Origin of the sequence: Devosia aquimaris, assembly GCF_020169335.1 — a bacterium.
Lineage (GTDB): Bacteria > Pseudomonadota > Alphaproteobacteria > Rhizobiales > Devosiaceae > Devosia > Devosia aquimaris.
On the sequence record NZ_JAIEZN010000002.1, the window covers coordinates 311786 to 326683 of the forward strand.

The following is a 14898-nucleotide window of genomic DNA, read 5'->3' on the forward strand; positions in this document are numbered from 1 at the left end:
AAACACTGCGCCCCTTCTATCGGTAAATTGCGATGAAAGCGAGACGTGACGCGCCGCGGCCACGCCAGCGTAACAAAGTCTACATCAGGCCATGCGCAAGATTGACTCCGCCGCCCGTCTGCGGCTTTTACTGTGGCGTCACTTCGGAGTCCCCACGTGTCCAAACTGCATGCCGTCTTCGTGGCGCTGACCATCGCACTGGGATGGGGCAGCACCGCCGCCCAGGCCCAGAGCCTGAACCAGGCCCAGCTGCTCAGCCAGGACCAGAGCCTGATGGCGCCATCGCCGTTTGCCAATGTGGTCAGCGAAGTGCGCCTGGGGCTGAACTACCACATGGTCTATTACACCATGTTGCCGCCGCCCGATCCGCGCAGCCTCTATCTGACCCGGCTCGAGGATGTGTCCTTCGACGTGCTGTTCACCACGCCGGACCTCGATGTGTTCCGCTGGCTCGGCTCGCCCCGCCCGGAAATCGGCACCACGCTCAACATCAATGGCGAGGACAGCCTGCTGCACGCCGGCCTGACCTGGACCGTGCCGCTGTTTGACAGCCCGTTCTATTTCGAAGGCACCTTCGGCGCCGCTGCGCACAATGGTTATCTCGGCAACGAGGCCCCCGCCGGACGCCGCAAATATGGCTGCCGCGTCAATTTCTACGAGCGCTTTGGCCTGGGCGTGAATGTCACCGAGAATGTGACGGCAACCCTGGCCTATGAGCACATGAGCAACGCCGGCCTGTGCGACTTCAACGCCGGCATCTCCAACCTCGGGCTCAAGCTCGGCTGGAAGTTCTAGGGCGCCGGGCGGCAGCGTTAACGCCCGGTTAGCAGCAATTTGAACTAAAACTTGCTCACTGGCGCCCCGCGGCGCCCAATGGCCCTTTGTGCAAGGAGGGCCAGAGCCATGATCCGCAATCTGCTGACAGGCCTGGTGGCCACCTTGGCCCTGCTCTGCGCCGCGCTGCCCACGGCGGCCCAGGTGAACCTCTTGCCCGAAGTGCGGGCCGGCCTGTCCGCACGCGGCATCGATGGGGGCGGCACCCTGCTCGACCCCAACCGCATTGCCGACGCCAATGTCGAACTGCTGTTCGCCCCGCCCGGCATTAACCTGCTCAACCTCACCGGCGAAATTCGCCCCCATATCGGCGCCACGATGAATTTCCGCGGCCAGGATTCCTATGGCTATGCCGGGTTGAGCTGGACCTTTTCGGCCCCGGCGCTGCCGGTCTTTGTCGAAGCGAGCCTGGGAGGGGTAGCACGCACCAGCCTCTTCACCGCGCCGGCCAATAGCCCGGCCCGCAACATCGGCTGCGGCGTCGGCCTGCGGGCGGCGGCCAGCCTGGGCGTCGCCCTGCCGGCCGGCATGTCGGTGATCACCACGCTCGAGCACCTGCCCGATTTCGGCACCTGCGGCGCGCCCGCCAGGGCCAATACCAATCTGGGCGTGCGGCTGGGCTTTCGCTTCTAGGGTTTAGGCGGCCTGGCCGGCGGCATAGCCCGAGGCCCACGCCCACTGGAAATTATAGCCACCCAGCCAGCCGGTGACATCGACCACCTCGCCGACGAAATAGAGCCCCGGCACGTCGCGCGCTGCCATGGTCTTGGCGTCGAGGTCGCGGGTGTCGACCCCGCCGAGCGTCACCTCGGCCGTGCGATAGCCTTCCGAGCCCACCGGCTTGAGCGTCCAGTCCTTGATCAGCGCTTCGACGGCAGCCAGCTTCTTGTCGGAAAAATCCCCCACCATGCCGGCCATGTCGAGCTGTTCGCCCAGCAATTGCGCCAGCTTCTTGGGCAGGAGCCCCGCCAGCACCGTCTGCACCTGCAGCTTGGGCGTGGCCTTGCGTGCCTCGCGCAGCAGTTCGGCGGCATCCTGATGCGGCAGCAGATCGATGGCGATGGCATCGCCCTCGCGCCAATAGGACGAGATCTGCAGGATTGCCGGGCCCGACAGCCCGCGATGGGTGAACAGCAGCGCCTCTTCAAACGCCGTCTTGCCGTGCCGCACCACCGCATCGGTGGCAATGCCGGCCAGCGGCTTGAGCCGCTCCAGCGCCCCGGTCTCGAAGGTGAGCGGCACAAGGCCCGGCCGCGTTTCGACCAGCCGCAGGCCGAACTGCTCGGCCAATTGATAGCCCAGGCCCGTGGCGCCCATCTTGGGAATGGACTTGCCGCCGGTGGCCACGATCAGGCTGTCGCAGGTGATCGACGACGTCGTCAGTTGCAGCGCAAAGCCGCTCTCGGCCCTGGCGACGCTCTCGACGCCGGTTTCGAGCACCAGCGTCACCCCGGCCTTGCGCATCTCGCCCAGAAGCATGGTGTTGATCTGCGTCGCCGGCCCGTCGCAGAACAACTGGCCCAGCGTTTTTTCGTGGAAACTGATGCCATGCTCGCGCACCATGGCGATGAACATCTCGGGCGTGTAGCGGCTGAGCGCGGACAGGGCAAAGCGCGGATTGGCGCTGAGGAAGCGATCGCGCGCGCGATCGGTGGTGGCGTTCACATTGGTGAAATTGCAGCGCCCACCGCCGGAAATGCGGATCTTTTCGCCGGCATATTTGGCATGGTCGACCACCAGAACCGACCGGCCGCGCCGGCCGGCCTGGATGGCGGCCATCATGCCGGCGGCACCAGCGCCGAGAATGACGATGTCGTAATGGGCCATGGGGTCTGCCTTTGCTTGTTGGCGCAGTTACCCCCAGCCCGGCCGTTCCGACAAGGGGGAGTACAGGAGCACGCCATGAGTGTCCTCAAAGAGATCGTGTTCGAGAGCCGCAAACCGTCGGCACTGGCCAGGTTTTGGGCGCAGGTGCTCGATGGCTATGCGGTGCGCGCCTATGATGCGGACGAGATTGCCCGGCTCGCCGGACTGGGCCTGACGCCGGAGACCGATCCCAGCGTGATGGTGGACGGGCCCGGACCCAGCCTGTGCTTTCACCGGGTACCGGGGCGCGACGACCGCAGCAACCGGCTGCATCTGGATGTGCGAACGCCGGACCGCCGCGCCGAGGTGGCGCGGCTGATCGCGCTTGGGGCCACCATCGCGCGGGAGACGCCGGACTATACGGTGATGAAGGACCCCGAGGGCAACCAGTTCTGCGTCGTGCAATGACAGGGGGGCAGCGCCCGCGGCGCCAAGCACATTGACTATTTCCTATTTCGGAGTATGACTTCGCCTGCTTTCCAACCAAAGCAGTCACCCGATGCACAGCATGTTCGACATTGCGACCCTCGCAAACCTCCGGCCTGATGCCGGCGGTGTCGCTGCGCCTGTGACCAAAACCACCAAAACCGCCTGACGCTTTTCCCCGGGTCGTCTCCCGACGGGGAGAGGCCGAAACCGAATGGCCGCAAGCACAAGGCTTGCGCGGGGGCGAAGATGGTAAGGGACTGGAGTTCCAACAAATGGGTTATCGCGTCGCCGTCGTCGGTGCCACAGGCAATGTGGGCCGTGAAGTTCTCAACATCCTGGCTGAACGCAAGTTCCCGGCCGACGAAGTGGTGGCGCTTGCCTCTTCGCGCTCGATCGGCCGCGAAATCTCCTATGGCGACAAGATCCTCAAGGCCAAGAACCTTGACGATTTCGACTTCAAGGGCGTGGACTTCGCCATCATGTCGGCCGGCTCGGCCATTGCCAAGGACTGGGGCCCGCGCATTGCCGCCTCCGGCTGCATCGTGATCGATAATTCCAGCTTCTGGCGCTATGATTCCAACGTGCCCCTGGTGGTGCCCGAAGTGAATGGCCATGTGCTGGCCGAATGGCTGGCCAATCCGAACCGGCTCAACATCATTGCCAATCCCAATTGCTCGACCGCCCAGCTGGTGGTGGCGCTCAAGCCGCTGCACGACTTTGCCAAGATCACCCGCGTGGTCGTCTCGACCTATCAGTCGGTGTCCGGCGCCGGCAAGGAAGGCGTGGACGAGCTGTGGAACCAGACCAAGGGCATCTTCGTCAACGACAGCCCGGGCAATGGCACCAAGTTCCCCAAGCAGATCGCCTTCAACGTCATTCCCCACATCGACGTCTTCATGGAAGACGGCTCGACCAAGGAAGAGTGGAAGGTGATGGCCGAGACCAAGAAGATCCTCGATCCCAAGATCAAGGTGACCTGCACCGCCGTGCGCGTGCCGGTGTTTGTGGGCCATTCGGAAGCAGCCAATATCGAATTTGCCAACCCCATCACGGCCGACGAGGCCCGCGATGTGCTGCGCGAGGCGCCCGGCGTCAGTGTCGTGGACAAGCGCGAACCGGGCGGCTACGCCACGCCGGTGGAATGCGTGGGCGAATATGACACCTTTGTCAGCCGCATCCGCGAAGACGCCACCATCGAGAACGGCCTCAATATCTGGGTCGTCTCGGACAATCTGCGCAAGGGCGCCGCGCTCAACACCATCCAGATCGCCGAAGCGCTGATCGAACATGGCCTCAAGCCCCGCAGCGCGGCCTGACCCGACCCATGGCACCGCAGCCTCTAGGCTGCGGTGCCATTTCACATCCGGGCCCGAGGGGAAGGCGCAGCATGGAGCTTGTCTATCGCCCCGGCCAGGCCGCTGACCTGCCGGCCGTGGTTGATCTCTTGGCGCGCTGCCGGGCCATTGCCATGCCTTATCTGCCGGTGCTGCACACGCGCGACGAGGACCTGGGCTTTTTTGCCCGCTATCTCGAGAACGCGGCGCTGACGCTGGCCCTGGCGCCGCAGGGTCTGGTCGGCTTCATGGCCACAACGCCCGGCTGGATCGAGCAGCTCTATCTCGACCCCGACTGGCGCGGCCGCGGCATTGGCGCAACTTTTCTCGGCCGCGCCAAGGCCAACCAGCCCCGCCTGCAGCTCTGGTGCTTTGCCGACAACCACGCCGCCCAGCGCTTCTACCTGCGCCACGGCTTTGTCGAAGAACGGCGCACTGCCGGCGATAACGAAGAGCAGCTGCCCGATATTCTCTATGGCTGGACCCGGCCCGATTGGCTAAGGGATCGGCCATAGACGGTTCTGCCCGTCCGCTCCGCTTGTGAAAGCCCGACATGTCTCTGCGCGATATCGGCCTGGCCCTGGGCGTCATCCTGATCTGGGGCCTCAATTTCGTCGCCATCAAATGGGGCGTCGACGAAGTCTCGCCCTATATGCTGACCGCCTTGCGCTATCTGGGCTGCGCGCTGCCGGCCGTGTTCTTCGTGCGGCGCCCCAAGGTGTCCTGGACCCTGCTGATCGCCTATGGCACCACCGTGGGCGTGCTGCAGTTCAGCTTTCTGTTCTCGGCCATGAAGCTGGGCATGCCGGCGGGCCTGGCAAGCCTCGTCATGCAGATGCAGGTGTTTTTCACCATGGGCCTGGCTGTCCTGTTCCTGGGGGAGCGCCCGCCCCTGCTGCGCCTGCTCGGCGCCGCCATCGCCCTGATCGGCCTGGGCACCATCGCATTGGAGCATCTGGGCGGCGCGGTGCTGATCCCCCTGGTGATGACGCTATCGGCGGCGTTCTTCTGGGCCAGCTCCAATATCATCACCAAGCGCGCCGGCCGGATCGACATGTTTGCCTTTGTGGTCTGGGGTAGCCTGGTGCCGCCCCTGCCCATGCTGGCTCTGGCGCTGCTGCTTGAGGGCCCTGCGGCGGTGACATCGCTGGCCGCCATCAGCCCACAGGCCATCGGCTCGATCGCCTTTATCGCCTATGGCTCGACGCTGTTCGGCTATGGCATCTGGGCCATTTTGCTCGGGCGCTATCCGGCCAGCCTGGTGGCGCCCTTCACCCTGCTCGTGCCCGTGGTCGGCTTTGCCGCCGCCTTCGTCCTTTTGGGCGAGGAGATGACCATGCTTGAGGTGATCGGTAGCCTGCTGATCTTTGCCGGCCTCATCATCAACGTGTTTGGACCCGGGCTCCTGGCCCGCCGGCGCGTGGCCTGATGCCGCTTCGTCACATCGCCATGGCCCTGCTGGTCGTGGTCATCTGGGGCTTCAACTTCGTGGTCATCAAGCTCAGCGTCGCGGCGCTGCCGCCACTGCTGGCCGCGGCGCTGCGCTTTCTGTTTGCCGCAGTGCCACTGGTGTTCATCATCAAGCCGCCCAAGGTGGCCTGGCAATTGGTGGTGGCCTATGGCTTTGCCTTTGGCGTCGGGCTCTATGGCTTTTTGAACCTTTCCATGGCCTGGGGCATGTCGGCGGGCCTCAGTTCACTCACCCTGCAGACCCAGGCCTTTTTCACCATGGCGCTGGCCTTTGTGCTGCTGGGCGAACGCCCGCGGCCAACCCAGATCCTGGGCGCGGCCATCGCCTTTGCCGGCATTGCCGTAATCGCCAGCGAACGGCTGGGCGGCACGGCATTGCTGCCGCTGGGGATGAACTTGATGGCCGCCCTGAGCTGGGGCCTGGCCAATGTGCTGATCAAGAAGGCCGGTCGCGTTGACCCGGTATCACTCACCGTCTGGGGCGCGCTGGTCGTGCCGCTGCCGCTTCTGGCGCTGTCGCTGCTGGTCGAGGGCCCCGGCACGGTGATGACGGCCCTGGCCGGCTTCAGCTGGGCCGATGCCGGGCTCATCGCCTTTCTCGCCTATCCTGCCACCCTACTCGGCATGGCAATCTGGAGCTGGCTGATGGCGCGTCACCCCGCCTCGGTGGTGGCGCCATTCACCCTTCTGGTGCCGATCACCGGCCTTGCCTCGGGCTATCTGGTGCTGGGGGAAACCGTCACCCCCATCGAGATTGCCGGCGCCCTGCTGGTGATCGCGGGCCTTGTCGTGACCCTGCTGCGCAGCCGACCGCGCCAGACGATCTGAACCGCAACGCCCCAACAAAAAGCCACCCCCGCGCGAGCAGGGGTGGCTCTCGATGCTCGCGATTGCGAGCGCCGGCTTACTTGGCGGCTTCAGCAGCAACCAGGGCAGCGAATTCTTCAGCGGTCAGCTCGCCATTGGCATCGGCGTCAACCTTGGCGAATTCTTCAGCCGTCAGGGCCGGCCAGGCAACCTGGGCCTCAACCAGCGACACGGTGCCATTGGCATCGGTGTCGACAGCGGCGAACTCGGGAGCAGCAACAGCTGCGGTCTCAGCAAAGGCAGCGCCCGACAGAGCCAGGGTAGCGACAGCGGCAAGAACGATCTTGTTCATGGTATTCAACTCAATGTTTGTGGAGGTGTTTGGCGGTTACCCCTTGGGGTTCCGACGCACCGCTCTCCTGCAGTGCGCGTCATCACATGATCGTGACACTGTGACCGGACAATGCCGGATTTCGAGCAATTCCGCGGAAAATATCAGGCAAAATCAAGGCGTTAGTAGATTTTCGCCAGGGTCCGTGCCGGCATAGTCTTTCCCGCCGAGCGCGCAGAATCCAGATTCAATTGGTCGTGATTTATCGTCCGCGCCACGATGCTCGGGCCAATCGAGCCACAGCATATCCGGGCCTGATCTTGCCCCGCGCATTGGGCGCGAGCAGCGCACTGGCCCGCTCTATTGCCGACGCACAAGGCGTGATCTTGCCGCCCGACGCTCGACGCCGCCAAGGCGCGCTAAACTGCTGTGATGACGCCGAATTGCCCGGCGGCAGGCGCGGCTCAAGGCGGACAAAACCCATGTGCCGGGCCGCATGGGGCGGGGACGACACGCAAAAAGACCACCCCAGGCGAACCTGGGGTGGCCACGACATGCCCACGGGGCGGGTGGGCGTGCCGTCTTAGTTGGCGGTTGCCGGGGTGTTGGCACCCGAGCTCAGCAGGCCGAACTCTTCAGCCGACAGCTCACCATTGGCGTCGGTGTCAGCGGCAGCGAAGGCCTCGGCAGTCAGATCGGGCCAGGCAACCTGGGCCTCTTCCAGAGTCACGCCACCGCTGGCATCGGCGTCGACCGTGGCGAACTCAGGGACAGCTTCTGCGCCCTGCGGCGTTGCCGAAACATTTTCCTGCGCAAAGGCAGCACCGGACATACCGAGGACGATGAGGGTGGAAAGGACGATCTTGTTCATGGGAGTTTAGCTCCAATAATGTGGGAGATGAATTCGGCGACCGGTTAGCCGATCCCCGACGGGCTGATCTCCTGCAGCCCGTGAGACAGACAATGATCGGGCAATGTGGTCTGCAATGGCCGAAAATTCGGCGGGCCGCGGGAAAATATTGGGCCATTTCGGGGCAGCATAGATTCGTCTAAAATCGACGCATATCAGTCATTTAGGATGGTTGTTTTCGCCACAGTTCAAGTTGTTGGCGATATGATCTGCGCGCCAGGAAGCATCGCGCCAAAGACAGCGCAAAACACTGCGAAATGTTCGCGTTGTGCTTTACTTCACACTGGCGCGATGAATGGTTCGCCGGCGTCTCACGCCGGCGTGACCACAAGTTAACCGATTGGAAATGTCAGATCACGGGGCGGACGAAGTCGCCGCTTTCCCCATCCATGACCCACAACTCGCCCGTGGAAATGTCAAACCAGGCGCCATGGACGGCCAGCTTGCCGGCCGCCTCGAGGTCGGCGACATAGGGGAAGGTGCGCAGATTGCGGATCGAATTGCGGATCGAGATGCGCTCCAGAGCCGTCTGGCGCTCGCCGGCTGTCATCAGACCATTCTGGCCCACCTGCTCGGGCAGATCGCCCAGCATGCTCATCCACTTGCCGATGAAGTCGCCGCTGTGCAGCGGGCTGGGGGCCGGATTGAGTGCCGCGCTGATGCCGCCGCAGCGGCCATGGCCCATGATGACGATATTGGAAATGCCCAGGCCCTTGACCGCAAATTCGATGCCGGCCGAGGTGCCATGCTGGCCGCCATCGGGCTGATAGGTGGGCACCAGATTGGCCACATTGCGCAGCACGAACAATTCGCCCGGTTCGGCGTCAAAGATCATTTCGGGAGCTGCACGGCTGTCGCAGCAGGCAATGATCATGGTGGTTGGGCTTTGGCCGCTCGCCGCCAGTTCGCGGTAGCGGTCCTTCTCACGGACGTAACGGCCCGCCATGAAGTTGGCGTGACCCTTGAGCAAATGATCCGGAAAGTTGTGCATGGCGTACCGATTATCTGTATCAAGGTGCTATATCAATACGGCGTTCGGCACGCCACTGCATTGGGGATATGCATGCTTATCTACCGCTTCCTGACTGGCGAGGACGATGCTGCCTTCTGCCACAAGGTGACCAAGGCCCTCAGCGAAGGCTGGCAGCTCTATGGCAGCCCGACCTATGCCTTTGACGGCCACGCAAAGAAGATGAAGGCGGGGCAGGCCGTGACGCGCATCGCGCCCGACCAGCCCTATGACCCCGAAAAACGCCTGGTGGACTTCTAGGGAGCCGGCGCAGCCAGAAGGCGCAGTCTGAGCGCCTGCAGCAGCAGAACGGTCTTGGCATCGGCGATCTCGCCGCTTTCCACCATGGCCATGGCCGCGTCCAGCGTGATCTCGATCACCTCGATGTCCTCGCCCTCCTCGGCCAACCCGCCGCCGTCCTCGGTTTTCTCGCCCGGAACATAACGGCCGATAAAGCAGGCGCATTTCTCGGTGAGGGAGCCGGGGCTGGAATAGGCATTGCTGACCAGCACCAGGTCCTGCGGGCTATAGCCTGTCTCTTCGAGGGCCTCACGCCGCGCAGCGATTTCGGGCGCTTCGCCATCGAGCATGCCGGCGGGCACTTCGATCATCCAGGCGTCATCGCCGTTCAGATGCGCCGGCAGGCGGAACTGGCGGGTGAGGATCACCGTGCCGGTCTCGGCTGCATAGAGCAGCACGGCGGCCGAGCTGCCATGATCATAGATCTCGCGCGTCACCCGCTGCACGCCGCCATCGCGCCGGCCATGGCTGAGCTCGTAATTGTCGAAGCGCCCCCAATTGTGGCTCAGCTTGGTGACGGAATGGATGGTGACGGTCTTGGACATGGGCGCTCCGGGAATTTCCGGCGCGAGATATGGCCCATGTTGCGCAGCAGGGCCAGTGGGGACGGGCTCAGGCCGACTGGCGGCGCACGATCTCAAAGCCGATATCATGGACAGCCTGGCCAACCGCGCCGGATCTGAACCGGTCGATCAGCGCATTGGCGGCCACCTGGCCCAGCACCTGCCGGTCGATGCGCAGGCTCGTCAGCCCCGGCTCGGTCATGGCGGCAAATTCCTGATCGCCGAAACCGATCACCGCCACGTCCTGCGGAACCTTGAGCCCGCGGGCACCGGCCTCGATCAGCACACCCTGGGCAAACTGGTCGGAACTGCAAAAGATCACCGCGCCCTTGGGGAGGCCGTCGGTCAGCAGGCGCTGCAACCCGTCACGGCCCAGCCCAAGCGTTGCCGAAACAGAAAAATCGACACGCTGCACGCGCTGGCCGGTCAGGCGCTCGAAATGCCGGGCAAAGGCCAGCTGGCGGCGCATGGCACGCTCGTCGCCGGCCGTGATGGTCGCCGCGCGGACATAGCCCGCCTTGACGGCAAAGGCGGCAGCGGCCTCGCCAGCGGCCGCATGCGAAAAACCGACACAGCAATCGATCGGCGTATCGGACATGTCCCAGACTTCCACCACCGGAATGCCGGCATTGACCAGCATGCGGCGGGAGCCGGCGCTGTGGTGGATGCCGGTGAGCAGCATGGCGTCCGGCCGGCGCGACAGATGCGTCGCCACGGCCTTTTCCTCGCGCTCGGGATCAAAGCCGGTCTCGGACAGCATGATCTGATAGCCATGCTGCCACATGATCTCGGAGAAGGCATGCAGCATGCTGGCATAGACGACATTGGTCACCGAAGGCACCAGCGCCCCGATGAGGTTGGACCGGTTGGACGCCAGCGCGCCGGCCACCGCATTGGGCACAAAGCCGGTCTGCGCTATGGCCTGGCGGATGCGCTGGAGTGTCTCGGGCGATACCTTGTCGGGTGATGACAGCGCCCGCGATACCGTGACCTGGGAGACGCCGGCCAAGCGCCCCACCTCGGCCATGGTGACGCCGCCGCGCCGAATCTGTGCTGGGTCCCGGGGTGTGTTTGCCATGTGCCGCTCTTAGCCGATGCCCCGGTGCGGCGGCATCAATGCCGCCCGATGTATGCGCATCCAGTTGATGTGCGACGGCTCGGCAGCGAAGTCAAGGTCAGCACTATATGCCCACAGGCCAGGGCGTTGACGCGTCCTTATGAATGCGCATACATAGATGCGTTTCGGGAGGACGCAATGGCTGGCATAAGGGTCAAATCCCCTGCGCAATTGCGCTCGGCGCGCTGGTTTGCGCCCGACGATCTGCGCAGCTTCGGTCACCGCTCGCGCATGATGCAGCTGGGCTATTCCGAGGACGATTTTCTCGGCAAGCCGGTGATCGGCATCCTCAACACCTGGTCCGAACTCAATTCCTGCCACAGCCACTTTCCCGAACGGGTGGCGGCGGTGAAACGTGGCGTGCTGCAGGCGGGCGGCCTGCCGGTGGAACTGCCCACCCTGTCGGTGGACGAGAGCTTCACCAAGCCGACCTCCATGCTCTATCGCAACATGCTGGCCATGGAGACCGAAGAGACGATCCGCAGCCACCCCGTCGATGGCGTGGTGCTGATGGGCGGCTGCGACAAGACCACGCCAGGCCTGGTGATGGGGGGCATTACCGCAGGCGTGCCGATGATCTTCCTGCCGGCCGGGCCAATGCTGCGCGGCAATTACGCCGGCCAGTCGCTGGGCTCGGGCTCGGACGCCTGGAAATATTGGGACGAGCGGCGCGCTGGCCATGTCAGTGACGATCAGTGGCGCGGCGTCCAGGGCGGCATCGCCCGCTCGGCCGGCGTCTGCATGACCATGGGCACCGCCTCGACCATGACCGCCATTGCCGATGCGCTGGGGCTGACCCTGCCCGGGGCTTCGTCCATTCCGGCAGTGGATTCCGCCCATGGCCGCATGGCCGCCGACTGTGGCCGCCGCGTCGTGGACATGGTGTGGGAGAATTTGACGCCCGACCGCATCGTTACCGACGCCGCGGTGCGCAATGCCGCCATCGTCGCCATGGCGACGGGCTGCTCGACCAACGCCGTGGTGCACCTGATTGCCATGGCCCGCCGCGCCGGCGTCGACCTGACGCTCGATGACCTTGACGCGCTGGGCCGCACCACGCCCCTGCTGGCCAATGTGCGGCCCTCGGGCAAGGACTATCTGATGGAGGATTTCTACTTTGCCGGCGGCCTGCTCGCGCTGGAAAAGCAGATTGCCGATCGGCTCGATACCAGCGCCATCACGGCCAATGGGCAGACGCTGGGCGTCAACATTGCCGGGGCGACGGTCTATAATGACGATGTGATCCGTCCACTCTCCAACCCTGTCTATCACGAGGGTTCGCTGGCCGTGCTGCGCGGCAATCTCTGTCCGGACGGCGCCATCATCAAGCCGGCCGCCTGCGACCCCCGCTTCTATGTGCACCAGGGGCCGGCGCTGGTGTTCGACTCCTATCCCGAAATGAAGGCAGCCATTGACGACGAGACGCTCGATGTCACCCCCGAGCATGTGCTGGTGCTGCGCAATGCCGGGCCGCTGGGCGGACCGGGCATGCCCGAATGGGGCATGCTGCCCATCCCCAAGGCGCTGATCAAACAGGGGCATCGCGACATGCTGCGCATTTCGGACGCCCGCATGTCGGGCACCTCCTATGGTGCCTGCGTGCTGCATGTGGCGCCCGAAAGCTATGTCGGCGGGCCGCTGGCCCTGCTGCAAACCGGCGACATGATCCGGCTCGACCTGCCCAACCGGCGTCTCGACATGCTGGTGGCCGAGGACGAACTGGCCGCGCGGCGGGCTGCGCTGGTGCCGCCACCGCCACGCTTTGAGCGCGGCTGGGGCTGGATCTATTCCAAACACGTCACGCAGGCCGACAAGGGCTGCGACTTTGACTTTCTCGAACGCGGCTTTGGCAAGGCCGCCGGTGAGCCCGATATCTTTTAGCAAGGCCTGGGCGGCGGCGAAGGTGAGGCGCCGGGGTGCTGCTTATCTGTTTCGCCGTCATTGCCCGGCCTGTCCGGGCAATCCAGTTCGCCGCGGCATGGACCACCGGGACAAGCCCGAGGGGGACGGGGACAAGAATTGGAACACACGCGTATCGGCAATGCCGGGCGCGACTGAAGGGACGAGACTATGCAACGCACGCTCGATCAGGCCCTGACCGGCATTTCCGGCATCCTGGTCACCCCCTATGACGACAAGGGCGATGTCGCGCCGCAGCGGCTGGCGCCCATCATCGACCGTGCCCTGGCGGCGGGGCTGCACATGCCTGTGGTCAATGGCAATACCGGCGAATTCTATGCGCTGACCACCGAGGAAGCCACGACCATGGTGCGCGAAGTGGTGCGCCTGGTGGATGGCCGCGCGCCTGTGCTGGCCGGCATCGGCCGCGGTGTGCGGGACGCCGCGGCGCTGGCCCGGGCATCGGCAGCGGCCGGCGCCACTGCCCTGATGGTGCATCAGCCCCCCGACCCCTTCGTCGCCCCGCGCGGCATTCTCGACTATCTCCGATATGTGGCCGATGCCTCGGGCGGCCTGCCGATGATGCTCTATCTGCGCAATGACGCCATCGGCACCAAGGCCATCGCCGAGCTCTGCGCCCTGCCCGAGGTCAAGGGCATCAAATGGGCCACGCCCAATCCGCTCAAGCTGGCCGAGGCCAAGGCCGCCTGCGACGCCAGCCTGGTCTGGGTAGGCGGGCTGGCCGAAATCTGGGCCCCGGCCTTTTATGCGGTGGGCGCACGCGGCTTCACGTCGGGGCTGATCAATGTGTGGCCTGAGCGGTCCCTGGCCATCCATGCCGCGCTTGAGGCGGGGCAGTTTGCCGAGGCCAATGCGCTGATTGCCGGCATGAAGGCCTTCGAGGAAATCCGCGCCGAGGAGATGAACGGCACCAATGTGACCGGCGTCAAGGCGGCGCTCCGTGCGCTGGGTCGCGACTGTGGCCCCACCCGGCCACCGTCGGCCTGGCCACTGACATCGGCCCAGCAGGCCAAGCTCGACGACTTCATCGCCCGCAACAAGCTGACTTGAGGGAGGGCCGCAATGGACCCGGCACTGCGCGACAAATTCATGGGTGTTTCGGTGGCGACACTGGCCACAGCACTGTTCCGGCGCGGCCTGCGCAACCAGGTGATCCAGGGCGTGCACCCGGTCAGGCCCAAGGGCGCCAACATGGTCGGCCCCGCTTATACCCTGCGCTATATTCCGGCGCGGGAAGACCGCAACCAATTGGTTGAATTCCGCAACCCCGAACACCCCCAGCGCGTCGCGGTCGAAACCTGCCCGGCCGGGCAGGTGCTGGTGATGGACAGCCGCAAGGACCCGCGCGCAGCCTCGGCCGGCGATATTCTGGTGACCCGGCTGATGGTGCGCGGCGTTGCCGGTGTCGTCACCGATGGGGGCTTTCGCGATGCCACGACCATCGGGGCGCTCGATATTCCGGCCTATCACACAAGGCCCTCAAGCCCGACCAATCTGACCCTGCACGAGGCGCTCGATCTCAACGTGCCCATTGGCTGCGGCGATGTGGCGGTGTTTCCCGGCGATGTGGTGGTGGGCGATGATGACTGCGTGATTGTCGTGCCCCAGGCCATCGCTGCCGAGGTCGCCGACGAGGCCGTGGAAATGACCGCCTATGAGGACTTCGTGGTCGAAAAGGTCAAAGCGGGCACGCCCATCATCGGGCTTTATCCCCGCACCAAGGATGAGTTCACCAGCGAATTCGCCGCCTGGCGCGCCCAGAACGGCCGCTAGGCGCCGCCAAGGGTGCGATTGCGCCAGCGGTTCCAAGGCAGGCCGTGAGTCGGAATTTCGTCCGAGACGCCGCAATCGGGTGGGCCGGCGGGGCTATTCCGGCCATTTCCCGTCCACACCCCGCACATTCCGTGCGCTATACGAACAAAGTGCGCAATCCGCCAAAAGTGGTAGCTGCGGCGGGGTTAACCGCTTTGATTTTGTAACCTTTGGGCGCTAGAAGTCTCGAACCATT

17 protein-coding genes are annotated in these 14898 nt (G+C 64.6%); 11 read left to right on the forward strand and 6 right to left on the reverse strand.

What is annotated here, in order from left to right; translation table 11 throughout:
* Positions 1-156: 156 nt before the first annotated feature.
* Both K1177_RS14300 and K1177_RS14305 read left to right on the forward strand, forming a co-directional pair.
* The gene (locus K1177_RS14300) at positions 157-795 is read left to right on the forward strand and encodes an acyloxyacyl hydrolase (protein ID WP_224704044.1); all 639 of its coding nucleotides are present in this window, start codon (positions 157-159) and stop codon (positions 793-795) included.
* Positions 796-903: 108 nt separating this feature from the next.
* Entirely contained in the window at positions 904-1467 is a 564-nt protein-coding gene (locus K1177_RS14305; protein WP_224704045.1) for a hypothetical protein, read from the forward strand.
* 3 nt (positions 1468-1470) lie between these two features.
* Here the strand turns inward: K1177_RS14305 and K1177_RS14310 are convergent, their stop codons facing one another.
* On the reverse strand, positions 1471-2661 hold the full coding sequence (locus K1177_RS14310) for a BaiN/RdsA family NAD(P)/FAD-dependent oxidoreductase (protein WP_224704046.1): 1191 nt from the start codon (positions 2659-2661) through the stop codon (positions 1471-1473).
* A 75-nt stretch (positions 2662-2736) separates the two neighbouring features.
* Between K1177_RS14310 and K1177_RS14315 the strand changes: the two genes are divergently transcribed.
* From K1177_RS14315 to K1177_RS14335, 5 genes are all read left to right on the forward strand, one after another.
* Positions 2737-3108 carry a VOC family protein gene (locus K1177_RS14315; protein WP_224704047.1) on the forward strand — a complete coding sequence of 124 codons (372 nt, stop codon included), beginning with the start codon at positions 2737-2739 and terminating at the stop codon, positions 3106-3108.
* 293 nt (positions 3109-3401) lie between these two features.
* Positions 3402-4445, forward strand: a complete 1044-nt coding sequence (locus K1177_RS14320; protein ID WP_224704048.1) for an aspartate-semialdehyde dehydrogenase — start codon at positions 3402-3404, stop codon at positions 4443-4445.
* 71 nt (positions 4446-4516) lie between these two features.
* On the forward strand, positions 4517-4978 hold the full coding sequence (locus K1177_RS14325) for a GNAT family N-acetyltransferase (RefSeq protein ID WP_224704049.1): 462 nt from the start codon (positions 4517-4519) through the stop codon (positions 4976-4978).
* A 38-nt stretch (positions 4979-5016) separates the two neighbouring features.
* Positions 5017-5892, forward strand: coding sequence for an EamA family transporter (locus K1177_RS14330; RefSeq protein ID WP_224704050.1), 876 nt, complete (start codon positions 5017-5019; stop codon positions 5890-5892).
* The gene (locus K1177_RS14335) at positions 5892-6761 is read left to right on the forward strand and encodes an EamA family transporter (protein WP_224704051.1); all 870 of its coding nucleotides are present in this window, start codon (positions 5892-5894) and stop codon (positions 6759-6761) included. The genes K1177_RS14330 and K1177_RS14335 overlap by 1 nt, the downstream gene beginning before the upstream one ends.
* Positions 6762-6837: 76 nt before the next feature.
* On the opposite strand, the gene K1177_RS14340 is transcribed toward K1177_RS14335, so the two are convergent.
* The 3 genes from K1177_RS14340 to K1177_RS14350 all read right to left on the reverse strand — a co-directional run bounded on the left by K1177_RS14340 (position 6838) and on the right by K1177_RS14350 (position 8972).
* A complete protein-coding gene (locus tag K1177_RS14340; RefSeq protein ID WP_224704052.1) occupies positions 6838-7092 on the reverse strand; it encodes a hypothetical protein in 255 nt (84 codons plus the stop codon).
* 562 nt (positions 7093-7654) lie between these two features.
* Positions 7655-7942: an EF-hand domain-containing protein gene (locus K1177_RS14345; RefSeq protein WP_224704053.1), complete on the reverse strand. Its 288-nt coding sequence runs from the start codon at positions 7940-7942 to the stop codon at positions 7655-7657.
* Between the two features lie 388 nt (positions 7943-8330).
* On the reverse strand, positions 8331-8972 hold the full coding sequence (locus K1177_RS14350) for a carbonic anhydrase (RefSeq protein WP_224704054.1): 642 nt from the start codon (positions 8970-8972) through the stop codon (positions 8331-8333).
* A gap of 72 nt (positions 8973-9044) precedes the next feature.
* Here K1177_RS14350 and K1177_RS14355 point away from each other — a divergent pair, with 72 nt between their 5' ends.
* A complete protein-coding gene (locus tag K1177_RS14355; protein WP_224704055.1) occupies positions 9045-9251 on the forward strand; it encodes a DUF1737 domain-containing protein in 207 nt (68 codons plus the stop codon).
* Here the strand turns inward: K1177_RS14355 and K1177_RS14360 are convergent.
* Positions 9248-9835, reverse strand: coding sequence for an NUDIX domain-containing protein (locus tag K1177_RS14360; protein WP_224704056.1), 588 nt, complete (start codon positions 9833-9835; stop codon positions 9248-9250). The two genes, K1177_RS14355 and K1177_RS14360, sit on opposite strands and share 4 nt — an antisense overlap.
* Positions 9836-9902: 67 nt before the next feature.
* Positions 9903-10931, reverse strand: a complete 1029-nt coding sequence (locus K1177_RS14365) for a LacI family DNA-binding transcriptional regulator (protein WP_224704057.1) — start codon at positions 10929-10931, stop codon at positions 9903-9905.
* A gap of 177 nt (positions 10932-11108) precedes the next feature.
* On the opposite strand from K1177_RS14365, the gene araD reads away from it, so the two are divergent.
* From araD to K1177_RS14380, 3 genes are all read left to right on the forward strand, one after another.
* Complete coding sequence (gene araD / locus K1177_RS14370) at positions 11109-12851, forward strand: L-arabinonate dehydratase (RefSeq protein ID WP_224704058.1); 1743 nt, start codon at positions 11109-11111, stop codon at positions 12849-12851.
* Positions 12852-13040: 189 nt separating this feature from the next.
* Complete coding sequence (locus tag K1177_RS14375; protein WP_224704059.1) at positions 13041-13940, forward strand: dihydrodipicolinate synthase family protein; 900 nt, start codon at positions 13041-13043, stop codon at positions 13938-13940.
* Positions 13941-13952: 12 nt separating this feature from the next.
* Complete coding sequence (locus K1177_RS14380) at positions 13953-14663, forward strand: ribonuclease activity regulator RraA (protein ID WP_224704060.1); 711 nt, start codon at positions 13953-13955, stop codon at positions 14661-14663.
* Positions 14664-14898: the final 235 nt, after the last annotated feature.